The organism is Mycolicibacterium canariasense (genome assembly GCF_002101555.1).
GTDB lineage: Bacteria > Actinomycetota > Actinomycetes > Mycobacteriales > Mycobacteriaceae > Mycobacterium > Mycobacterium canariasense.
Genome location: NZ_LQOL01000042.1, coordinates 126,856 through 147,636 on the forward strand (window position 1 = coordinate 126,856; position 20,781 = coordinate 147,636).

Here is a 20,781-nt window from a genome sequence, read left to right on the forward strand (position 1 = left end):
TTCAAGCGCGATCCACTGCACGACGACAGGAGCTCCACATGAACGCGACGATCATCCGCCGCACCGCGGCCGGCCTGCTGCTGGCGTCGCTGGCCACCGTTGGCGTGGCGTGCTCGACCAGTGAGAAGGAAGCACCGAGCACCAGCACGACCACCACGACGACCACGACCACCACTCCCGCGCCGACCAGCGCGCCGCCGGTGGAGCCGACCGAGAAGAGCATCAGCCCGACGGGCGGCAACCTGTTCACACCGACGGTGAAGGCGCCCGGCCCGCAGACGGCGGCTCCCGGCAACCTGCCCGGCAACTCGCCGAAGTAGGGCGCTACACCACGCCGCTGACGTAGGTGCCGGCACGCACCGACTCCAGCACCACGCGCATCGCGTCCGCGCTCTGCTTCCAGGAGAACTCGGTGCTGCGCACCTGCGCCTTGGCGCCGAGCTCGATCCGCAGCACCGGGTCGGTGAGCAGCCGGGCCAGGGCGTCGGTGAGTTCGGCGGGGCCGTCGACCAGCAGGCCGGTGACGCCGTCGACGATCGAGTCGGTCAGTCCGCCGGAGGACCGGTACCCGATGGTCGGGACGCCGTGCTGGGCCGCCTCGACCACGGCCAGCCCCCAGCCTTCCTTGCGCGACGGCATCAGGTGTACCCAACATTGTTGGACCACTTGATGTTTGGCGTCGTCGGCAATGTGTCCGTGGAAGGTCACGGCGTCGGCGATGCCGAGCTGGGTGGCGTGGCGCACCAGGCGGTCCTGCCACCAGCCGCCGCCGACGATGTCCAGGTGCAGATCCGGTATCCGTGCCCGTAGCGCGGCCACCGCGTCGAGCGCGTCTTCGATCTGCTTGTGCGGCACCAGCCGCGACAGCACCGCCACCCGTGGCGTCGCGGACCGCGGTTGCTCCAGGCTGCCCTGCGGGGCCGCGTCCAGCCCGTTGCGTACCACCGCGATGCGGTGCTTCCCGACACCCAGTTCGACGAGTTCGCGGGCCGAGGGCAGCGACACGGTGACGTACTGATTGCGCCGGTGCAGCCGTGGTGAGAGCCGCGACTCGACGAACCAGCCGAACCTGCCGGTGCGGCGCCCGGCGACCGGCCACTGTTCGCGGTGGCAGTGGTGTACCAGCACCACCGATCGCCGGCCGTAGGCGAGCCTGGCCAGGAACGGGATGCCGTTCTGGGTGTCGATGACGACGTCGGGCCGCGCGCGGCGCAGCGGGCCCAGCCCGATTCGCGCCAAGACCATGGCAAGTCCGGCCCAGATGTAGACGGAGTAGGGCCCACCGCCGCGGCTGACGGTGACCCCGTCCAGCACTTCGCGGCGCCGGGCGCCCGGATAGCGCGCCGTGCGCATGGTGACCGCGACTCCGTCGGCGGCCAGTTGGGTGCCGATCCGCTGCAGATAGGCCTCGCTGCCGCCGCCTTGCGGGTGACCGGTGTCGCGCCAGCACAAGAGCAGTACTGAACGGACGGGTGGGCGCGCGGACATCGTGTCGAGAGTACCGGTGAGTAGTTTGAGCGGGTGCGTCCTACCGATGTGTTCGCTGAGCGGGCCACCCTGCGGCGGTCGGTGCGGTTGTTGGGTGCGTTCCGGTTCGAGCAGAGCGATCCGGCCCGGTTCTACGGCGCGCTGGCCGCGGACACGGCCGCCATGGTGGCCGAGCTGTGGACGGGCAGCACCGGTTCGCCTGCCGCCGGGCGCACGGTGTGCGACGTCGGTGGCGGTCCGGGCTACTTCTCGGCCGCGTTCGACGCCGCCGGGATGACGTATATCGGCGTCGAGCCGGACCCGCGGGAGATGCACGCCGGTCCGGCGGCCCAGCCTGGGACCGGCCTGTTCGTCCGGGCGTCGGGCCTGGCGCTGCCGTTCGCCGACGGCAGCGTCGACATCTGTCTGTCGTCCAACGTCGCCGAGCACGTACGGCATCCGTGGCGGCTGGGCAACGAGATGCTGCGGGTGACCCGCCCCGGCGGATTGGTGGTGTTGTCGTACACGGTGTGGCTGGGCCCGTTCGGGGGGCACGAGATGGGCCTCACGCATTACCTGGGCGGCCGCCGCGCCGCCGAGCGGTACACCCGTAAACACGGGCATCGACCGAAGAACGACTACGGATCGTCGTTGTTCGCGGTGTCCGCCGCGGACGGGTTGGCGTGGGCTCGTTCGACGGGCGCGCTGGTCGCCGCATTTCCCCGCTACCACCCACGATGGGCGTGGTGGATGACCGCGGTCCCGGGTTGGCGGGAATTCACCGTGAGCAATCTGGTGCTGGTGTTGCGCGCGCCCTGAGAACGCCATTGCAACGTGTTCTCGTTTGGCCCGGAACTGGGTAATGTGACGGCCATGACACAGAGCACTACTACCGCGGGCACCGCAACCTTGGCCCGGACCGACTGGGACAAGCTGTTCATCGGCGGCCAGTGGGTCGAGCCGTCGACCTCCGAGATCATCGAGGTCTTCTCGCCCGCCACCGGCGAGAAGGTCGGCCAGGTTCCGCTGGCCGCCGAAGCCGACGTCAACGCCGCGTGCGCCGCGGCGCGCAAGGCCTTCGACGACGGCCCGTGGCCGCGGCTGACCCCCCAGGAGCGGCAGGCGGTGCTGGCCAAGGTCGTGGAGCTGGTCAACGAGCGTGCCGAGGAGTTCAAGGAACTGCTCAAGCTGGAGACGGGTCAGCCGCCGACCATCGTCGACATGATGCAGTTCGGCGCCGGCGTGACCGGGCTGCAGTACTTCGCCGGCGCGGCCGACAAGTTCGCGTGGAAGGACATCCGGGACGGCGTCTACGGGCAGACCCTGGTGGTCAAGGAGCCGGTCGGGGTGGTCGGCGCCGTCATCGCCTGGAACGTGCCGTTCTTCCTGGCGTGTAACAAGTTGGGGCCCGCCCTGCTGGCCGGCTGCACCGTGGTGCTCAAGCCCGCCGCCGAAACCCCGTTGACCACCAACCTGTTCGCCGAGGTGTTCGCCGAAGCCGGTCTGCCGGAAGGGGTCCTGTCGGTGGTCCCGGGCGGGCCGGACACCGGACGCGCGCTGACCAACAACCCCGAGTTGGACAAGTTGACCTTCACCGGGTCCAGTGCCGTCGGCAAGGAGATCGGCAAGATCGCCGCCGAGAAACTCAAGCCGTGCACGCTGGAACTCGGCGGCAAGTCCGCCGCGATCATCCTCGAGGACGCCGACCTGGACTCGACCCTGCCGATGCTGGTGTTCTCCGGTCTGATGAACTGCGGGCAGGCCTGTGTGGGCCAGACCCGCATCCTGGCGCCGCGCTCGCGCTACGACGAGGTGGTGGAAAAGCTCGCCGCCGCGGTCGGCGCCATGCAGGTGGGTATGCCCGATGATCCGGCGTCCATGATCGGCCCCCTGATCAGCGAGAAGCAGCGCGAGCGGGTCGAGGGCTACATCAAGAAGGGCGTCGAGGAGGGCGCCCGGATCGTCGCCGGCGGCGGCCGCCCCGAGGGCCTGGATTCCGGTTGGTTCGTGCAGCCGACGGTGTTCGCCGATGTCGACAACTCGATGACCATCGCCCAGGAGGAGATCTTCGGGCCGGTGCTGGCCGTCATCGCCTACGACACCGAGGACGACGCGGTCCGCATCGCCAACGATTCGCCGTACGGGCTGGCGGGCAGCGTCTACACCCAGGATTTCGCCAAGGCGGTCGAGATCGCGTCGAAGATCCGCACCGGGACGTACGCGGTGAACATGTACGCATTCGACCCGGGCGCACCGTTCGGTGGGTACAAGAACTCCGGTATCGGCCGCGAGAACGGCCCGGAAGGGATCGAGGCCTACACCCAGGCCAAGAGCGTGCTGCTGCCGTTCGGGTACACCCCCGAGTAACTCTCGACGGGCCTGTTACCGCGGCGGTTCGGTCAGTTTCGGCAGCGGGGTGTCCGGTGCCGGCGCCCCGGTGAACAGTTTCGCCGTGGCCGGCACCGGACCCACCATGTACGAACGCACCACCGGCTGGTGCGCATCTCCGGTCCAGCAGTCGGCCATGATCGCGTTGGCCGCAGTCGAATTCGCCGAGAACGTCAGATCGATATCGACGGTGACGTGATCGGTGTCCGCACCGGTGACGTGCGGGGCGATATCGCAGGGCGGCGGGCCGGTCATTCCCGGCGGCAGCTGTGAGGTCACCGCCGGCGCGCGAAAGTACACCGTGGCGATGGTGCTGCCGTCCGGTCCTGGCGCGGTGCGGTAACCGATCAGGTCGAGTCGGCCGCGGTTGGCCGGCGGCTGCGGCAGGAAGGCGGGGACGCCGGGCAGGACCGTCTGGTCCGTCGTCGTGGTTGTCGTGGTGGCGGGTGTCGTCGATGTCGTTGGCGCCGCCGCGTTCTCGTGCGCGCACGCGGTGGCGAGCAGTGCGGCGGTCAGCGCGCCGGCCGCCGTCTTGGATAGCCACTTGCTCATCGGGTCATCGCGCCTAGAACGCCCCCTCCGGCAGCTCCATCGGGGCCAGCTCCATCGTCTCGATGACCGCCCGGTCCGCGGCCAACCGCGGCAGCACATGCCGGGCGAAGAAGTCGGCCGCACCGACCTTGCCGAGGTAGAAGTCGCGGTCCCGGTCTCCGGCGGTGTCCAACGCGTTCAGTGCAATCTCGGCCTGCTCCAACAGCAGCCACCCGATGAACAGGTCACCGGCGGCCAGCAGGAACGGCACCGAGGACAGGCCGACCCGGTAGAGCTCACTCGAATTCTGTTGGGAAGACATCAGATAGCCGGTCATCGCGGTCACCATCGCCGACGCGTCCGCCAATGCCGACCGCAGCCGGGCCCGACAGTCCGCAAGCTCAGGGCGCGCGGTGTCCCGGTCCAGGAACGCCTGGATGCGGCCCACGACGTGGGCCAGCGCACCGCCCTGGTCGCGGGCGATCTTGCGGAAGAAGAAGTCCTGCGCCTGAATGGCCGTGGTGCCCTCGTACAGCGAGTCGATCTTGGCATCCCGGATGTACTGCTCTATCGGGTAATCCTGCAAAAAGCCTGAGCCGCCGAAGGTTTGCAGCGATTCGGTGAGGCACTGGTAAGCCCGCTCGGACCCGACCCCCTTGACGATGGGCAGGAGCAGATCGTTGACCCGGTCGGCCATCGACGGATCGGCACCGGAGACGATGGCCGCCGCCGCGGGATCCTGGTGCGCCGCGGTGAACAGGTACAGCGCGCGCAGTCCCTCGGCATAGGCCTTCTGCGTCAGCAACGCCCGGCGCACATCGGGATGGTGCACGATGGTCACGCGCGGCGCCGCCTTGTTCGTCATCTCCGTCATATCGGCACCCTGGACGCGAGTCTTGGCGTATTCCAGCGCGTTCAGGTATCCGGTGGACAGGGTGGATATCGCCTTGGTGCCGACCATCATTCGGGCGTACTCGATGATCTTGAACATCTGCGCGATACCGCTGTGGGTGTCGCCCACCAGCCAACCGACCGCGGGCACACCGTGCTGCCCGAAGGTCAGCTCGCACGTCGCCGATGCCTTCAGCCCCATCTTGTGCTCAAGCCCGGTGACGAAGACTCCGTTGCGTTCGCCCGGCGCGCCGGTCTCCGGGTCCGGGATGAACTTCGGCACGACGAACAACGACAGTCCCTTGGTACCCGGCCCCGCCCCCTCGGGCCGGGCCAGCACCATGTGCAGCATGTTCTCGAACAGGTCGTCGGCATCACCGTTGGTGATGAACCGCTTCACGCCGTCCAGGTGCCAGGTGCCGTCCGGCTGCGCAACGGCCTTGGTGCGGCCGGCACCGACGTCGGATCCGGCATCGGGCTCGGTGAGCACCATGGTGGCGCCCCAATTGCGTTCCATGGCTTGCACGGCCCAACGGCGCTGCTGCTCGTTGCCCAAACCGAAGAGGATGTTCGCCAGCACCGGACCGGCCAGGTACATGAACGCCGCCGGCTGCGCGCCGAGGGCGAATTCGCCGACCGCCCAGGAGAGCATCGCGGGGGCCGGGACGCCCCCGACACCCTCGTCCAGGCCGATCCGGAACCATTCACCGTCCCGCCAGGCCCGCAGCGACTTCTTGAACGGCTCGGGGATGCTCACCACATGTGATTCGGGGTCGAAGGTGGGGGGATGGCGGTCGGTCTCGGCGAAAGCTTCGGCCAATGGCCCTTCGGCGAGCCTGGCCGCCTCGTCGAGCATCTCGCGCACCGACGCACCATCAAGATCGCCGAACTCGCCAGTGGCCAATACCTTTTCGAGTTCGTACACCTCGAAGAGGTTGAACTCGACATCCCGCACGTTGCTGCGATAGTGCCCCATGCCGCGAGCCTAACGGCCCGCGCGCCAGATGCCCCGGCAAACGGCGAGCCACCCATCGATTATGCACAGCACCATATTCTTGGCTGCTGCCTGTCATGTGACTTGACAGGTGTTCACGCATTGTTAACCCACTACCAGGCGTTTTTCCCATGGCAGCGATTGTCGCGGTGGTGGTCGTCTTCTATGCTCATGACCATAGATTGGAGGCAACCGATGTTGCTCATCGAGCTCAACGTCGCCGGCCACCGGTGCGCACATCAGGTGGGCGGCCCTCGTCACACCTTCAACCGGGTGCGGGCTCGGCTGTACCCGCGCGGCATGCAGTGGCGTCCGCAGCGGGCGGCCTGACCCGCAAACGCGGTTCGACCCGACGCGCCATGCTGGTCGCCGCGGTCGACGTGCTGCGCGAACGCGGAGCGGCCGGGTTGACCATCGACGAGGTGCTGGCCCGCAGCGGTGCCCCTCGCGGCTCGGTCTACTACCACTTCCCGCAAGGCCGTAACCAGCTGCTCATCGAGGCGCTGAACTACGCGGGCGACTCGATCACCGAGGTCATCGACGCGGCCGCAGACCGTGGCGGGATGGCGCTGGTGCGCCAGTTCGTCGCTTTCTGGGAACGTGCGCTGGCCGGCAGTGCCTACACCGCGGGCTGCCCGGTCATGGCGGCGGCGATCAGCACCACCGAGGACCAGGCCGTCCTGGCTTCGGCGGCAGGGGAAATCTTTGCGCGGTGGCGTGACGCGCTGGCCCAGACCTTCCGCAACGACGGATTCGAATTCGCCGACGCCGAGTCGCTGGCGGTGATGTGCATCGCCGCGCTGGAGGGGGCGGTGGCATTGTGCCGGTCGGCGGGCAACGCCGAACCGCTGCACCAGGTTGGACAGCAGCTCGAATTCCTGCTCAAGTCAAGGGAATTCGTCCGGCTATACGGGGTACCTGGCCGCTAGCCGGCCTTCTCCAAGCGCGTGCAGACGAAGTCGCCGTTGACGCCCGACTCCACCAGGCGCCACTCCGACCGCAGCGGCAGGACCGGGGCACCACGCCCCAGCGTGCATGGGGCGTAGCTCACGATCATCTCGTCCACCAGCCCGGCGTCGACGAACTGCGCCGCCACCACGCCGCCGCCGACCACCCACACGTCGAGATCTCCGGCCGCAGCCAGCAGTTGGGGGTGCAGCTCGGCGACATCGCCGTCGAACACCTGCACCGGATGCCCCTCGACGACACGGCCGGGGCGGCTGGTCAGCACCCACGAGGGTTGCTCGTACATCCACCCGCCCGGGTGATTACGCACGATCCACTCGTAGGTTGTCGATCCCATCACCAGCGCCCCAACGGATTTCGCGAACGCCTCGTAACCGAAGGGACCGTCGGAGTCGATGGCACGGCTGGTCAACCAATCCAGGCTGTCCCGCTCGTCGACGACGAATCCGTCCAGACTGGATGCCGTGTAATAGATCGTCTTCACCTCGGTTACCTCCTCATCCAATCCAGTGGATCGCCGCTGCGCACGCTCACACCGATCCGAGCCAGCATGGCGCGCACCAGTTCCCGACGATGCGCCGCGTAGGTGAGCACGTGCGCGATGATCCCGTACAGCTGGAAGGACTCCGGTGGGTCGCACAGCGCGTCGATCACGGTATCGGCAAGCCGGCCCTGCGCGGTGTAGTCACGCACCATCTCCGCCCAGCGGGTGGCGATATCGTCGTGGTCGGCGGCGAGTTCCTCGGCCGAACGCAGCGCGGGCCGATCCGGCAGGTCGGCACCCTCGACGCTGGCCAGCCACATCTGTTTGGCCCACACCACCGCACCGAGCACCGCACCCACGCTGGGTTCCTCCCCGTCCCAGGGCAGCACCACCTGTTGCGGTGAAAGTTCATGCGTCCATTGCTCTTCCGTCAAGTGTCCGGCCTGCCCGATCAGGTATGCGGTATCGGCAATGTCATGCGCCACCATCAAGGCCGACACGGCCGGCGGCTGCGTGTCGGCCGGGGCGTCCAGCCACAGGGATGCCGGTGGATGGAAGTGCATGCCGTTGGGCGCGGGCAGCCGGAAACCGACCTCGATGGCCTGTGATGGGGGAACGCCGAACGCACGGCGGAAGGCCCGGGAGAACACCTCGGGCGATGACCAGCCCTCGTCCAGCGCCACCGCGGCCACGCCCTGACCACGTTGCAGCCGCCAGGCCGCCCGCTCCAGCATGATGCGCCGGCGCATGGTCGCCGGTGGTTCCCCGGTGAGCCTGCTGATCTCGCGGGAGAAGTGAAACTCCGAGACGAAGCTGGCCCGGGCCATTCCCGCGACCCCGTCGTTGGCCTCGTCCACCACCGCGTCGAGCAGTTCGCGGAGCCGGTCCCGTCCAGGTGCGTTCACGGTTTCCGAGTATGGCCGTCCCACCCGCCGGGGCGACATGACGTTTTCTGCGCAACCGTGTTGGCTACACTCCGGTGCCAGTGAGCGAATTCGATGCGCTGTGCGCCAACGACGGTGAGCTGGCCGAGCTGCGGGCTTCGGTCCGGCACTTCATCACCTCCGACCGGGCCACCCACGGCTGGGTGCCCGCCATCGACTCCTGGTTGACCAGTTGGGACGCCGCCTTCAGCGAGCGGCTGGCCGACGCCGGTTTCGTCGGCCTGACGATCCCACCCGCATATGGCGGGCATGGTCGGGGTTTCCTGCACAGGTATGTGGTGACCGAGGAGCTGCTCGGCCAGGGCGCCCCGGTGGCCGCGCATTGGTTCGCCGACCGGCAGGTGGCGCCGGCACTGCTGTCCTATGGATCCGAGGAGCAGCGCCGCCGGTTGCTGCCGCGGATCGCGGCGGGCCGGTTGTACTCAGCGATCGGGATGAGCGAGCACGGTGCCGGCTCCGATCTGGCGGCCACCGCGACGAAGGCCACCCGCACCGCGGACGGGTGGCGGCTCAACGGCACCAAGGTGTGGACCAGTGGCGGGCACCGGGCGCATTTCGCCATCGTGCTGGCTCGCACCAGCCCGCCGGACCCCGACCACCGGCACGCCGGGTTCAGCCAGTTCATCGTCATGCTCGACGCGCCCGGGGTGACCATCAGCCCGATCATCACGCTGGACGGGCATCACCACTTCAACGAGGTGACGTTCGAGGACGTGGCCGTCGGCGACGACGATGTGCTGGGCGAGGTGGGCGACGGCTGGCATCAGGTGACCGCGGAGCTCGGTTTCGAACGCAGTGGACCCGAACGGATCCTGTCGACGGCGGTCCTGATCTTCGGGGTGCTCCGCGCGCTGGGCCCCGAGGTGGATGACCGCACCGCGGCCGCGGTCGGCGATCTGATGGGCCGGGCGATGTCGCTGCGGCAGCTGTCGGTGGCGGTGGCGCGTGATCTGGCCGCCGGCCGTGACGCGGCCACCCGCGCCGCGCTGGTGAAAGACCTGGGTACGCGGTTCGAGCAGGAGTCGGTGGAGCTGTGCGCCGATCTGCTGGAGACGGTCGACGATCCGGGCGGGTTGCGTTCGGTACTGGCCACCGCGCGCCAGCATGCGCCGATGTTCACGTTGCGCGGCGGAACCAACGAGGTGCTGCGCGGTGTGATCGCCCGCGGCCTAGGGATGCGGTGATGAGCGCCTGCGCGAAGAACAGAAAGACGTGATGAGCGCCTGCGCGAAGAACAGAAAGACGTGATGAGCGCCTGCGCGAAGAACAGAAAGACGTGATGGCTGACGACGAACTACGGCAGCTGGTCGATGACATCGGCCGCCGGTCCTATGACGCGAATTTCGGGAAGCGCAGGCTCCCCGAGGTTTTCGATGCCGAGCTGTGGCAGAACCTGGAGGAGACCGGGCTCACCCGGCTGACCACCCAGCAGGAAGCCGGCCCCGGCGAATCCGCGGTGGTGCTGGCCGGGCTGGCCCGCCGCGCCGCGGCGGTGCCCATCGCCGAGACCGACCTGCTGGCTTGCTGGTTGGCGGGACGCGCCGGCATCGAGGTGCCCGCAGCGGGTCCGCTGACGCTGGCGATCGGTACCGGCGGCACCGCGGCCGAGGTGCCGTGGCCGCGGGACTCTGCGATGGTGGTGGCCGACCGGTCCGGTGACGGGATTTCGGTTGGGCTGCCCGCTGATCCGCAGATCGGCGACGTCGGGTACAACCTGGCCGGCGAGCCGCGCGGCACCGTCCGCTACGACACCGCTGCACTGGTCCGACTGGACGCCGCCGTCGGTGACGAACTGATGCGCCGCGGGGCGTGGGCTCGCTGCGTGCAGATCATCGGCACCTTCGACGCGGCACTGGAACTCACCGTCGCGCACACGTCGCAGCGGGTGCAGTTCGGCCGCCCGCTCAGCAAGTTCCAGGCCGTCCAGCATTCCCTGGCCGCGATGGCCGGTGAGATCGAACGAGCCAGGGCGGCAACCGATCTGGCGACCGCGGCGGTCACCGAGTACGGTTTCGCAGCAGCGCAGGCCGACTACGCGGTGACCGCCGCCAAGGTCGCCGTCGGGCGTGCGGTCACCCCGGTGACCACCATCGCCCACCAGCTGCACGGAGCCATCGGCGTCACCGTCGAACACCAGTTGTGGTCGGCCACCATGCGGGCCCGCATTTGGAGCGACGAGTTCGGTAGCACCGCGTCCCAGGCCCGGCGGCTGGGCCGGTTGACGCTGGCGGCCGACGATCCGTGGGACGTGCTGATCAGCTGCCCGTGAGGTCGGCGCTTCAGTCGTCCAACACCTGCGCGACCCGCGCCTCGACGTCACCGAGACCGGACAGGTCGATCCCGAAGCGGCCGGTGAGCTGCTCGAGCACGTCGGCCGCGGTGGCCAGCCGGATCTTCTCGGTGTCGCCGCCCTGGTGGATGGCCAGGTGGCGGCCGCGCAGGCCCCATCGCGCGGTGTCGGTGACCAGCGCCGCGGACAGCCCGACGACGAACACGGCGGTCGGATACGTCGACGAATACCAACTGCCGATCGTCAGGTCGATCAGTGGTTGCGGGCGCAGGCCGAATTGGTAGAGCGGCAGCCACTCGCCGCGGATCCGGGTCTGCAACTGGAATCCCTCGGGGTGTTCCAGCAGCCGGTACGGCTCGTGGCGGGTCTGCTGCACGGGGCCGGCCACCAGCCGGATCGGCGAGGACAGTGTCTGCCCACCGAACCCGACATCGACCAGGAAGCGGTCTGTCTCCCCCGGCACCGTCACCGCCAGCACGTTGTGGGTGAGCCCGGTCAGCGGCGCATCCGGGGGCCGCATCCACACCACCCGGCCGGCCAGCCGGTCCACCCCGTATCCGAGGTCCGCCAGCACGTAGGCCAGCAGGCCGTTGTTCTCGTAGCAGTAGCCGCCACGGCGGCGGTGCACCAACTTGGCCGTGAGCGCTGCGGCGCTGAGATCGTGCACGGGGATGCCCATCAACGGGTCCAGGTTCTCGAACGGGATGGACCGGTTGTGCGCGGCCACGATGTCGCGCAGCGCGTCCAGGGTGGGCGCCGCGGGGGTGGCGAGCTTGATCCGGGCGAAGTAACCGGCGGTGTCGATTCCGTCCATGTTCTCATGGTGGGACGTGACGATCGGGACAGCCGAACCGGGTGCTCGGCGCCGCTGGACTTTGACCGCCCGACATCGTTCATGCAAAACTAGAACACGTTCTAATTTCAGCCAGCGACGGCGGAGGATCCTCATGAGCTCGACGGATATCGATCCCACCGAGACCACGAAGTTCGATCCCGGCCTCACCGCGAAGGTGATGGGCTGGCTGCGGCCGTTCCTGAAGGCCTACCACCGGTTCGAGGTGCGCGGCCTGGAGCACTTCCCCGAGGGCGGCGCGCTGGTGGTGTCCAACCATTCGGGCGGCCTGTTCCCCATGGATGTGCCCGTTTTCGCAGCGGACTTCTACGAGCGGTTCGGCTACGGACGGCCGGTGTACACCCTCAGCCACGCGATGATGATGATCGGGCCCACCGCCGACTTCTTCAAGAAGACCGGCTTCATCCTGGCCAGCCATGAGAACGCCGACGCGGCGCTGCGGTCCGGCGGGGTCGTGGTGGTGTTCCCCGGTGGGGACTACGACGTCTACCGCCCGACCTCCGCGGCCACCAAGATCGACTTCGACGGCAGGCAGGGCTACGTGCGGGCCGCCATCAACGCCGGCGTCCCGATCGTGCCGATGGTCGGCATCGGCGGCCAGGAAACCCAGCTGTACCTGACCCGCGGCGCCGGGATCGCCAAGGCGCTGGGCCCCATCGCCCGGCTGGCGCGCGCCAAGGTCGTGCCGCTGTCCTTCGGCTTCCCGTTCGGCCTGTCGGCGGTGCTGCCGCTGAACGTGCCGCTGCCCTCCAAGATCGTCATGCAGGTGCTGCCACCGGTGCACATCGACCAGGAGTTCGGCGAGCACCCGGACATCGACGAGGTGGATTCCCACGTCCGCCGCGTGATGCAGCGTGCGCTGGACGGGCTGGCCGCCGAGCGCCGCTTGCCGGTGATCGGCTAGAGGGCCACCGGGATGGGCCTCCTCGACCCCCTCACCAACACCGTCGGCCTGCTCGGCACCATGGCGCGGGCCGGCGTCATCGCCCCGCTGCGCCCGGACAAATACCTGCGCATCGCCGCGGCCATGGCCCGCGAGAACATGAGCATCACGTCGGGATTCGCGGCCGCCGCGCAGCGCTGCCCGGACCGGGTCGGCTTGGTCGACGAGCTGGGGGCGCTCACCTGGCGTGAAATCGACCGACGTGCGGACGCTTTGGCCGCCGGGCTACAGGCCATCGGCGACCCCGAGGTGGTCGGCATCATGGCCCGCAACCACCGTGGCTTCGTCGAGTCGCTGATCGCCGCCAACCGGATCGGCGCCGACGTGTTGTTGTTGAACACCTCGTTCGCCGGCCCGGCCATGGCCGAGGTGGTGACACGGGAACGCGTCGATGCCGTCATCTACGACGAGGAGTTCACCGCGACCGTGGACCGGGCGCTGGCCCAGGCTCCGGATGTCACACGCGTGATCGCCTGGACCGACACCGCCGAGCCCTCGCTCACCGTCGAGAAGCTGATCCGCGACCACGCCGGCAAGACGCCGGTGCGCGCCAAGGAGAAGAGCAAGGTGATCCTGCTGACCTCGGGCACCACCGGAAGTCCGAAGGGCGCCAAGCATTCCGGCGGCGGACCGGAGGTGCTCAAGGCCATCCTGGATCGCACGCCGTGGCGCACCGAGGAGACCGTCGTCATCGTGGCGCCGATGTTCCACGCCTGGGGCTTCTCCCAACTGGCCTTCGCGGCGTCGATGGCCTGCACCATCGTCACCCGGCGCAAGTTCGACCCGGAGGCCACCCTGGCCCTGATCGACACCCACCGGGCCACCGGATTGTGCGTGGTGCCGGTGATGTTCGACCGTATCGTCGAACTGCCCGACGAGATCCGCAACCGCTACAGCGGGCGCACGCTGCGATTCGCCGCGGCGTCGGGTTCCCGGATGCGCCCCGATGTCGTCATCAAGTTCATGGATCAGTTCGGTGACGTGATCTACAACAACTACAACGCCACCGAGGCCGGCATGATCGCCACCGCCACTCCGGCCGACCTGCGCGCCGCCCCGGACACCGCGGGTAAGCCCGCCGAGGGCACCGCGATCCGCATCCTCGATGCCGATCTGCGGGAGCTGCCGACCGGCGAGGTGGGCACCATCTACGTGCGCAATTCGACCCAATTCGACGGCTACACCTCCGGGAGCACCAAGGCATTTCACGACGGATACATGAACTCCGGTGACATCGGGTATCTCGACGGCGCGGGCCGACTGTTCGTGGTGGGCCGCGACGACGAGATGATCGTGTCCGGCGGGGAGAACGTGTATCCGATCGAGGTGGAGAAGATGCTGGTTGCGCATCCCGACATCGCCGAGGCGGCGGTGATCGGGGTCGACGACGAACAGTTCGGCCAGCGACTGGCGGCGTTCGTGGTGCCGTCCGGGGACAGTCGCGTCACGGCCGAGGACCTGAAGCAATACGTGCGCGACAACCTGGCCAACTACAAGGTGCCGCGCGAGATCACGCTGCTCGACGAATTGCCGCGTAACAGCACCGGCAAGATCGTGCGCCGTGAACTCCAGGAGCGTGCCGGTGGGTAACCGCCGCCCCCTGCTCGGCGCCGTCGCCGAATTGGTCAACGCGACCAACGCCTTCACCCCGCTGACCCGTCATGGCTACCCTGCGATCGGGGTGTTCGCCTTCGGCTGGCCCACTTCGGAGAACGCGCCCCTGGTGATCGCCGGATCGGCGCTCGGTGCGCTGCGACGCGCGCTGCGCGGCGAGTACCGATCGACCTCGGGACGGATTTCATTGCTGCTCAAGGTTGTTTCGTGGGTACTGCTGGCGGTGGTGCATCGCCGCGCGGTGACGTCCCGGCCGTATTTCGAAGACCCCCTCAGCGAGGTGCTCGGCCCGCAGTTCCCTCCGATACCGCCGCGGCCGGGCGGGGTGTGGGCTACCGGCCGGACCCGGCGCCGGTTCGTGGAGAAGACGGTCCGCTACGGCCCCTACCGCTCCAACGTCGCGGACATCTGGGTGCGCACGGACCTCCCCAAGGACGCGAAAGCGCCGGTGCTGCTGCAGGTCCCCGGCGGGGCATGGATGATCGGGATGAACCGGCCGCAGGCCTATCCGCTGATGTCCCAACTGGCCGACCACGGCTGGATCTGCGTGTCCATCGGCTACCGGATCAGCCCGAAGCACGCGTGGCCGGCGCACATCGTCGACGTCAAACGCGCGCTGGCGTGGGTGAAGGCCAATATCGGCGCCTACGGCGGTGATCCGGACGCCGTGTACATCACCGGTGGTTCGGCGGGCGGGCACCTGAGCTCACTGGCGGCGCTGACCCCGAATGATCCGGCGTACCAACCGGGTTTCGAGGACGCCGACACCTCGGTGGCCGGTGCCGTGCCCATCTACGGGCGCTACGACTGGATCACCGAGGGGTTCCCGGAGCGGCGGCAGTTCGGGTCGGTGCTGGAGCGGCTGATCGTCAAGCTGCCGTTCACCGACAACCGACAACTGTATCTCGACGCCTCTCCGATCACCCATGTCGGGCCGGAAGCCCCGCCGTTCTTCGTCCTGCACGGTACCCACGACACGCTGATCCCGGTGGAGGAGGCGCGCGAGTTCGTCGAAAAGTTGCGCGCGGTGTCGCAGGCGCCGGTGATCTACGCCGAGATTCCGTATGCACAGCATGCGTTCGACGTCTTCGGGTCGGCCCGCGGGCACTACACCGCCTCGGCCGTGGAGCGGTTCCTGGACTGGGCGCGGGCCACCCGCCCCGAGTGACGTCCGGGCGCCCACCGCGGCCACGCGCGCCAGATCACACCCTCCTTGCATGCAAGGTTGCATGCAAGGAGGGTAGGGTGGGTCCCCGTGAGCGATGGAGACTCCAGCGGGCAGCGTGCCTACCAGGCCACCAAGGACCAGATCCTGTCCGGTGCGGTACGTGGTGGACAGCTGCTCAGTGAGGTGGAGGTCGCCGCCGCCCTCGGGGTGAGCCGGACGCCCGTACACGAGGCATTCCTGCGGCTGGCCGCCGAGGATCTGCTGGAACTGCTGCCGCGCCGGGGCGCGGTGGTGGTGCCGGTGCCGCCGCGAGAAGCCACCGATCTGCTGGAGATGCGTCTGGCGCTGGAGTCGTCGGCGGTGCGCCGCCTGTGCCGGACGTCCGACACCGTCGATGCATTGTTCGCCGAGTTGACCGACCTGATCAGCGCCCAGCGCGAGGGCGCCGCGGCCGGGGATGAACACCGGTTCGCCGCCGCCGACGACGCCTTCCATCACCGCATCGTCGAGGCGGCCGGCAACGCGATCGCACAACGCTTCTACGGGTCATTGCGGGACCGGCAGCGCCGGATGATGGCATCGGTGGTGCGCTCCGATACCGCACGCGCGGCGCGGCTGATCGACGAGCACGCCCGACTGGCCGACGCGGTCCGGCGGCGCGACCTGGGCGAGTTCGAGATGCTGCTGCTGGCACACCTGCAGACGACGTACGGGGTGGTGCTGTGAGCATTGCACCCCCGAGGCGCTCCGGCGCCGACATCAAGCCCCCGAGGCGCTCCGGCGCCGACATCAAGCCCCCGAGGCGCTCCGGCGCCGACATCAAGCCCCGGAGGCGCTCCGGCGCCGACATCAAACCGTGGCGTGCCGTCGCGCTGGCCGTCTTCTGTATCGGCTGGGGCGGCAACCAGTTCACGCCGCTGCTCATCGCGTACGCGCAGCGCTCGGGCTACACCAGGGTGGACGTCGACATCCTGCTCGGTGCCTATGTGCTGGGTCTGGTGCCCGGACTGCTGATCGCTTCGGCGCTGTCGGACCGGCACGGCCGCCGGCCGGTGATGGTGGCGGGTTTGGTCAGTTCGGCGCTGGGCAGCGTCATCCTGGCCGTCGGCGACTACGCGGGTTTCGCGGCACTGTTCGGCGGTCGGCTGCTCAGTGGTTTGGCGGTGGGCATCGCGATGGCCGTGGGCTCGGCCTGGATCACTGAATTATCCCGTCCGCCTTATGATTCGGCTTCCGCCGGGACCGGTGCCCGCCGGGCGTCGATCTGGCTGTCGCTGGGGCTGGGTATCGGGCCGCTGTGCGCCGGGGTACTCACCGCCTTCGCCCCACTGCCGTTGGTGCTGACCTACATCGCGCAGGCGCTGCTCTGTGTCGGCGGACTGGTCGTGGTGATCCGGTGCGCGGTGGAGACCCGGCATGAGCCCAGCGGTGCCGGCGCGTCCCTGGCCAGCCGATTGCGGGTGCCGGCCGCCGCTCATCGCAGATTCCTGCGCGTCGTCGTTCCGATGGCGCCGTGGATTTTCGGGTCGGCCGCCATCGCCTACGCCATCGTGCCGGCACTGGTCAGTGAGCGGCTCGGGCAGTGGGCGCTGCTGTACACCTCGGGACTGACCACGCTGACGCTGGTGTGCGGTGTGCTGGTGCAACCGATCGCGCGCCGACTCGACGACCGATCCAGCGCCCGCGCAGTCGTGGTGTCCATGGTGCTGATGGCCGCGGGCGTCTTCGCCGCCGTGGCCACCGCGATCACCCGCTCCCCGATCATCGCGCTGGTGGTGGCCATGCTGCTGGGCAGCGCCTACGGCATCGCCATCGTGTCGGGTCTGTTGGAGATCCAGCGCATCGCCGAACCCGACGAGCTGGCCGGCATCTCCGGGGTGTACTACTCGCTGGCCTACGTCGGCTTCCTGCTCCCCGCGGCATTGGCGATGCTGGCGCACTTCTTCAGCTACCCGGTGATGCTGACCGCCGTCGGAATCTTGGCGGCGACGTGCACCCTGGCGTGCGCGTCGGGCTGGTCCAAGCACCTGGATCCGGTGACGGCGCGGTAGGGCGTACGGTCGACCCCGCCCATCACGTCAGATTGGCCTTCGCCCACTCCTCGGCGGTGATGGTGCCGATGCCCCGGGCGGCGTTGTAGGACTGGGCTTTCGGCCAGGCGACGCCGGTGCTCCTGGCGAACACCGCGCGATACTTGCGCATGGTGTCGTCGGGCTGCCGGCGCAACTGGTCGGCGAGGAATCCCGTCGTCCACACCTGGCGGGTGACGGCCGCTCCGCGCACCCGCTCGACGATGTCGGCCAGTTCCCGATAACTGATCGTGTCGCCGGCCAGGTAGACCACCGCATCATGGATCCGGGGTTCGGCGAACACGATATCGGCGGTGAGCACACCGATGTCCTCCGGTGTGGTGAGGGTGACTTCGTTGTCCCAACTGCCCAGCGCGTGCACGGTATTCGCCGCCAAGTCGACCACGCCGAACGCCGGCTCGAACAGGAAACTGGTGAACATGCCGGTCGACACGATCACCCATTCGGTGGCGTTCTGACGGCGCAGCAAGTCGCGGACGTCGAGCTGTTCGTCGAACAGGGGCTGGGCGCTGCCGCGGCCGATCTCGTCGTAATCGACGCCGAATTGCCATGGGAAATAGCGCGATACGCCCGCGGTGAGGGCGGCTTGGGCGAGTTTGCGCTGCGTGCCCGGGCCGGCCGCGAAGCCCACGCAGCTGATCACGGTGTGATAGCGCCGCATGACCGCGGCCAGTTCGGCCACGGATGCGGTCGCGACGTCCGCGTGCTCGACGGTGATGCCCAGCGTGGTCATCTCCTCGGTGCGCGGGTCCGGGGTTGCCGTGGACGGTCGCAACAGCACAGCAATCGATGCGATACCCGGGTCTTCGCTGACACGGCGGTTGAGCGCGGCGAGCACACTGGCGCCGAGCTCTCCGGTGCCGATGACGAGAATGGCCGGGCGGTTCACGTTCGACGTGGTCGTCATTGTCTCTGTCGTCTCTGTTTCTGTCGTGGTGACGTCGGCCGGGTGCACGCGCACCCGATCACCGATAGCACCAACGCCGACGCCACCGCGGCCCATCCCTCGGGTGCTACGACGACACGGCGGACCGGGTCGAGACCGCGTCGGGCACCATGACCGGCGACGTGCTCGCCCGGCCGGCGTTCAGCACAGCGACGTGTGTTGACAGACCACGGCGGGCGGTGGCGGTGGCGGCGGCGGCGAGACACCGGGCAACGTGTCCGGCATGAGCCAGACCGCGATCGACTGCGGTGCCAGACCGTATCCAGCCGGCGCGGCCTGCAGTTGCAGCTGGGTCGCGTGCGTATCGGGCTTGATGCGGAAGAACACCCATCCGTCCGCGTCGGCGGTGACCGGCGAGGCCAGCGGTGGCTGCTTGAGGACAGCGGCCGGGGTGGCCGGAATCTGCTCACCACTGCTGACATACAGCCGGAACCCGCCGTCGGGTCCGATGGTGTCGATCGGCGCGGTGACACCGGTGATCGACACCTGGATGCCGAGCTCGAGGTCGTCACCGCCGCCCAGGGGCAGCACCGTGAGGTTGTCGGCGTGCGGCGTCACGGTGGCCCCCTTCGCCGTGAGCGGGGTGCCCAGCGCGGCGGTACCGGGGAAGATCGATACCAGCGCCGGACCGGTGCTGGTGTTGGCCGGCTTGCTCTCGGCCATCGGCGGACTGGCGGGCCCGTACGAACAGCCGGCCACCATCGACGCCATGATGACCGCGGTCGCGGCGCCGGCGCGCAGCATTATCAGCCGTTCCATGGCAGTCATTCTGGCGTATGCGCAGTGCCGGCTCACACCATGGCGGTCTCGATGACCGTCAGACTGTCGGAAATACCTGCCGCACGGCGTATCTCGCGAAAGTCCTGCACCATCGCCTCGGTGACCTCATGCGGATCGTGCACCGTCGCGGTATCCGACAGCACCGAGATGTTGAGCTGATCCACGTAACTCCACACCGTGATGTTCAGCCCGCTGGCCGCCGTCAGCGGCCCGACCGAATAGATTTCGGTGACGGTCGCGCCACCCACCTTGCCCTGCTGCCGCGGTCCTGGCACGTTCGAGATGTTCAGATTGAGCACCTTGTTCTGGCCGTCCTTGTCCGACAACCGCCGGAAAAGCGCCTCGACCGCGGCCGGCGGCACGTACGACGCCCAGCGCGCCACCAGTTCGGGTCCGATGAGCTGACTGCTCTCCTTCGCCAGCGCGGCGTCCGCACTGGCCCGCCGCACCCGTTCCAGCGGATCGTCGACGTCCACCGGCAGCGCCATCAACACGCCGGTGAACCTGTTGCCCGAAATCCGCTCCGGTGAGAAGTCGAAACTCATCGGCACCGAGGCCAGCAGCGGATGATCGGCCTTGCCCTCGTAGCGCAGTTGCAAGGCCCGCAGCGCCCCCGACGACATGGCCAGCACCATGTCGTTGATGGTGGCGCCCAACATCTTTCCGGTCGACTTGACGTCGGCGAGGGCCAAGGTCGCGGTGGCGAAGCGACGCTCCGGGGTGAGGACGTGGTTCATGAAACTCGGCGGCGGCGTGAACGGGCGGGTCAGCTTCGGCCCGAACTTGCGATTGCTGCGGCGAACCCGACCCACCCCGTCGGCGGTGTACTTGATCAGACCGGGCAGCCGGCCGATCTGGCGGAGGTGGTCGGTGAACGCCGAGCGCACCAACTCGGACCGGGACGGAGCCGGGTCGGTGGCATACGAATCACGGTCCCGCTGCGGTCCGTCCTGCAGGTCCATGCCGCGGGCCAGCAGATTCGCCGAGGCGACGCCGTCGGCCAGCGCGTGATGGATCTTGCCGACCACCGCGATGCGCCCGTTCGCGAGCCCCTCGACGAAATACATCTCCCACAGCGGACGGCTGCGGTCCAGCGGGGTGCTCGCGATCTGGCCGATGGCCTCGTCGAGTTCGCGCCGCCCGCCGGGGGCGGCCACCCGCCAGGGACGGACGTGGTACTCGAGGTCGACATCACAGTTCTCCCGCCACATCGGGTGGTGGAACTTGAAGGGGATGTCCACCAGCTGATACCGGAACGGGTCCAGCTTGTAGAGCCTGCCGTGCAGGACCTGGCGGAATTCCTGCACCCCGAACGTGCGGTCGCCGATGTCGTCGAGCGCGATCACCGCGATCTTCAGTGTGTGCATGTGCACATTCGGCGCTTCTGTATAGAGCAGGAATGCGTCCCACCCACTGAGCCTCTTCACCGGCG

Annotated in this window: 21 protein-coding genes; 12 read left to right on the forward strand and 9 right to left on the reverse strand. The window is 68.6% G+C overall.

All coding sequences use genetic code 11. The annotated features are described in order from the left end of the window. The first annotated feature begins 38 nt into the window (after positions 1–38). Positions 39–320, forward strand: coding sequence for a hypothetical protein (locus AWB94_RS09890; RefSeq protein ID WP_062660313.1), 282 nt, complete (start codon positions 39–41; stop codon positions 318–320). 4 nt (positions 321–324) lie between these two features. Here AWB94_RS09890 and AWB94_RS09895 read toward each other — a convergent pair whose 3' ends face one another. Beyond that, positions 325–1,488, reverse strand: a complete 1,164-nt coding sequence (locus AWB94_RS09895) for a glycosyltransferase family 4 protein (RefSeq protein ID WP_062660314.1) — start codon at positions 1,486–1,488, stop codon at positions 325–327. A 33-nt stretch (positions 1,489–1,521) separates the two neighbouring features. Here AWB94_RS09895 and AWB94_RS09900 point away from each other — a divergent pair, with 33 nt between their 5' ends. Together AWB94_RS09900 and AWB94_RS09905 are read left to right on the forward strand one after the other, a co-directional pair. Further along, the gene (locus AWB94_RS09900) at positions 1,522–2,286 is read left to right on the forward strand and encodes a class I SAM-dependent methyltransferase (RefSeq protein ID WP_062660315.1); all 765 of its coding nucleotides are present in this window, start codon (positions 1,522–1,524) and stop codon (positions 2,284–2,286) included. 54 nt (positions 2,287–2,340) lie between these two features. Then, positions 2,341–3,834 carry an aldehyde dehydrogenase gene (locus tag AWB94_RS09905; RefSeq protein ID WP_062660316.1) on the forward strand — a complete coding sequence of 498 codons (1,494 nt, stop codon included), beginning with the start codon at positions 2,341–2,343 and terminating at the stop codon, positions 3,832–3,834. Positions 3,835–3,849: 15 nt separating this feature from the next. Here the strand turns inward: AWB94_RS09905 and AWB94_RS09910 are convergent, their stop codons facing one another. Both AWB94_RS09910 and AWB94_RS09915 read right to left on the reverse strand, forming a co-directional pair. Further along, positions 3,850–4,407: a hypothetical protein gene (locus tag AWB94_RS09910; RefSeq protein ID WP_062660317.1), complete on the reverse strand. Its 558-nt coding sequence runs from the start codon at positions 4,405–4,407 to the stop codon at positions 3,850–3,852. A 13-nt stretch (positions 4,408–4,420) separates the two neighbouring features. Further along, positions 4,421–6,253: an acyl-CoA dehydrogenase gene (locus AWB94_RS09915; RefSeq protein ID WP_062660318.1), complete on the reverse strand. Its 1,833-nt coding sequence runs from the start codon at positions 6,251–6,253 to the stop codon at positions 4,421–4,423. A 213-nt stretch (positions 6,254–6,466) separates the two neighbouring features. Between AWB94_RS09915 and AWB94_RS36090 the strand changes: the two genes are divergently transcribed. Together AWB94_RS36090 and AWB94_RS09920 are read left to right on the forward strand one after the other, a co-directional pair. After that, a complete protein-coding gene (locus AWB94_RS36090) occupies positions 6,467–6,601 on the forward strand; it encodes a hypothetical protein (RefSeq protein WP_264020998.1) in 135 nt (44 codons plus the stop codon). 29 nt (positions 6,602–6,630) lie between these two features. Continuing rightward, positions 6,631–7,200, forward strand: coding sequence for a TetR/AcrR family transcriptional regulator (locus AWB94_RS09920; RefSeq protein WP_062660469.1), 570 nt, complete (start codon positions 6,631–6,633; stop codon positions 7,198–7,200). Here AWB94_RS09920 and AWB94_RS09925 read toward each other — a convergent pair. Further along, positions 7,197–7,721: a dihydrofolate reductase family protein gene (locus AWB94_RS09925; protein WP_062660319.1), complete on the reverse strand. Its 525-nt coding sequence runs from the start codon at positions 7,719–7,721 to the stop codon at positions 7,197–7,199. The genes AWB94_RS09920 and AWB94_RS09925 overlap by 4 nt on opposite strands. A gap of 5 nt (positions 7,722–7,726) precedes the next feature. Continuing rightward, positions 7,727–8,665, reverse strand: a complete 939-nt coding sequence (locus AWB94_RS09930) for a helix-turn-helix domain-containing protein (protein ID WP_062660320.1) — start codon at positions 8,663–8,665, stop codon at positions 7,727–7,729. A 41-nt stretch (positions 8,666–8,706) separates the two neighbouring features. Between AWB94_RS09930 and AWB94_RS09935 the strand changes: the two genes are divergently transcribed. Together AWB94_RS09935 and AWB94_RS09940 are read left to right on the forward strand one after the other, a co-directional pair. Then, positions 8,707–9,849 carry an acyl-CoA dehydrogenase family protein gene (locus tag AWB94_RS09935; protein WP_062660321.1) on the forward strand — a complete coding sequence of 381 codons (1,143 nt, stop codon included), beginning with the start codon at positions 8,707–8,709 and terminating at the stop codon, positions 9,847–9,849. A gap of 95 nt (positions 9,850–9,944) precedes the next feature. Beyond that, complete coding sequence (locus AWB94_RS09940; protein WP_062660322.1) at positions 9,945–10,934, forward strand: acyl-CoA dehydrogenase family protein; 990 nt, start codon at positions 9,945–9,947, stop codon at positions 10,932–10,934. A 10-nt stretch (positions 10,935–10,944) separates the two neighbouring features. Here the strand turns inward: AWB94_RS09940 and AWB94_RS09945 are convergent, their stop codons facing one another. After that, a complete protein-coding gene (locus AWB94_RS09945; RefSeq protein WP_062660323.1) occupies positions 10,945–11,769 on the reverse strand; it encodes an arylamine N-acetyltransferase family protein in 825 nt (274 codons plus the stop codon). A 133-nt stretch (positions 11,770–11,902) separates the two neighbouring features. Here AWB94_RS09945 and AWB94_RS09950 point away from each other — a divergent pair, with 133 nt between their 5' ends. The 5 genes from AWB94_RS09950 to AWB94_RS09970 all read left to right on the forward strand — a co-directional run bounded on the left by AWB94_RS09950 (position 11,903) and on the right by AWB94_RS09970 (position 17,584). Further along, the gene (locus AWB94_RS09950) at positions 11,903–12,712 is read left to right on the forward strand and encodes a 1-acyl-sn-glycerol-3-phosphate acyltransferase (protein WP_062660324.1); all 810 of its coding nucleotides are present in this window, start codon (positions 11,903–11,905) and stop codon (positions 12,710–12,712) included. 12 nt (positions 12,713–12,724) lie between these two features. Beyond that, complete coding sequence (gene fadD12, locus AWB94_RS09955; protein WP_062660325.1) at positions 12,725–14,341, forward strand: acyl-CoA ligase FadD12; 1,617 nt, start codon at positions 12,725–12,727, stop codon at positions 14,339–14,341. Beyond that, positions 14,334–15,533 (forward strand): alpha/beta hydrolase, encoded by a 1,200-nt coding sequence (locus AWB94_RS09960; protein ID WP_062660470.1) that lies wholly within the window; start codon positions 14,334–14,336, stop codon positions 15,531–15,533. Before fadD12 ends, AWB94_RS09960 begins: the two co-directional genes overlap by 8 nt. 87 nt (positions 15,534–15,620) lie before the next feature. Next, a complete protein-coding gene (locus tag AWB94_RS09965; protein WP_062660326.1) occupies positions 15,621–16,259 on the forward strand; it encodes a GntR family transcriptional regulator in 639 nt (212 codons plus the stop codon). A gap of 122 nt (positions 16,260–16,381) precedes the next feature. Then, on the forward strand, positions 16,382–17,584 hold the full coding sequence (locus AWB94_RS09970) for an MFS transporter (RefSeq protein ID WP_084395568.1): 1,203 nt from the start codon (positions 16,382–16,384) through the stop codon (positions 17,582–17,584). Between the two features lie 22 nt (positions 17,585–17,606). Here the strand turns inward: AWB94_RS09970 and AWB94_RS09975 are convergent, their stop codons facing one another. The 3 genes from AWB94_RS09975 to AWB94_RS09985 form a co-directional block, all read right to left on the reverse strand. Further along, a complete protein-coding gene (locus AWB94_RS09975) occupies positions 17,607–18,530 on the reverse strand; it encodes an aromatic alcohol reductase (protein WP_062660327.1) in 924 nt (307 codons plus the stop codon). Between the two features lie 180 nt (positions 18,531–18,710). After that, positions 18,711–19,328: a hypothetical protein gene (locus tag AWB94_RS09980; protein ID WP_085122421.1), complete on the reverse strand. Its 618-nt coding sequence runs from the start codon at positions 19,326–19,328 to the stop codon at positions 18,711–18,713. Positions 19,329–19,360: 32 nt separating this feature from the next. Then, the gene (locus AWB94_RS09985; RefSeq protein ID WP_062660329.1) at positions 19,361–20,776 is read right to left on the reverse strand and encodes a WS/DGAT/MGAT family O-acyltransferase; all 1,416 of its coding nucleotides are present in this window, start codon (positions 20,774–20,776) and stop codon (positions 19,361–19,363) included. Positions 20,777–20,781 lie beyond the last annotated feature (5 nt).

Coding starts and splice junctions, on each gene's coding strand:
- AWB94_RS09890 (WP_062660313.1), top strand. CDS start 39: ATGAACGCGACGATCATCCGCCGCACCGCGGCCGGCCTGCTGCTGGCG.
- AWB94_RS09895 (WP_062660314.1), bottom strand. CDS start 1,488: ATGTCCGCGCGCCCACCCGTCCGTTCAGTACTGCTCTTGTGCTGGCGC.
- AWB94_RS09905 (WP_062660316.1), top strand. CDS start 2,341: ATGACACAGAGCACTACTACCGCGGGCACCGCAACCTTGGCCCGGACC.
- AWB94_RS09910 (WP_062660317.1), bottom strand. CDS start 4,407: ATGAGCAAGTGGCTATCCAAGACGGCGGCCGGCGCGCTGACCGCCGCA.
- AWB94_RS09915 (WP_062660318.1), bottom strand. CDS start 6,253: ATGGGGCACTATCGCAGCAACGTGCGGGATGTCGAGTTCAACCTCTTC.
- AWB94_RS36090 (WP_264020998.1), top strand. CDS start 6,467: ATGTTGCTCATCGAGCTCAACGTCGCCGGCCACCGGTGCGCACATCAG.
- AWB94_RS09920 (WP_062660469.1), top strand. CDS start 6,631: ATGCTGGTCGCCGCGGTCGACGTGCTGCGCGAACGCGGAGCGGCCGGG.
- AWB94_RS09930 (WP_062660320.1), bottom strand. CDS start 8,665: ATGTCGCCCCGGCGGGTGGGACGGCCATACTCGGAAACCGTGAACGCA.
- AWB94_RS09940 (WP_062660322.1), top strand. CDS start 9,945: ATGGCTGACGACGAACTACGGCAGCTGGTCGATGACATCGGCCGCCGG.
- AWB94_RS09945 (WP_062660323.1), bottom strand. CDS start 11,769: ATGGACGGAATCGACACCGCCGGTTACTTCGCCCGGATCAAGCTCGCC.
- AWB94_RS09950 (WP_062660324.1), top strand. CDS start 11,903: ATGAGCTCGACGGATATCGATCCCACCGAGACCACGAAGTTCGATCCC.
- fadD12 (WP_062660325.1), top strand. CDS start 12,725: ATGGGCCTCCTCGACCCCCTCACCAACACCGTCGGCCTGCTCGGCACC.
- AWB94_RS09975 (WP_062660327.1), bottom strand. CDS start 18,530: ATGACGACCACGTCGAACGTGAACCGCCCGGCCATTCTCGTCATCGGC.
- AWB94_RS09980 (WP_085122421.1), bottom strand. CDS start 19,328: ATGGAACGGCTGATAATGCTGCGCGCCGGCGCCGCGACCGCGGTCATC.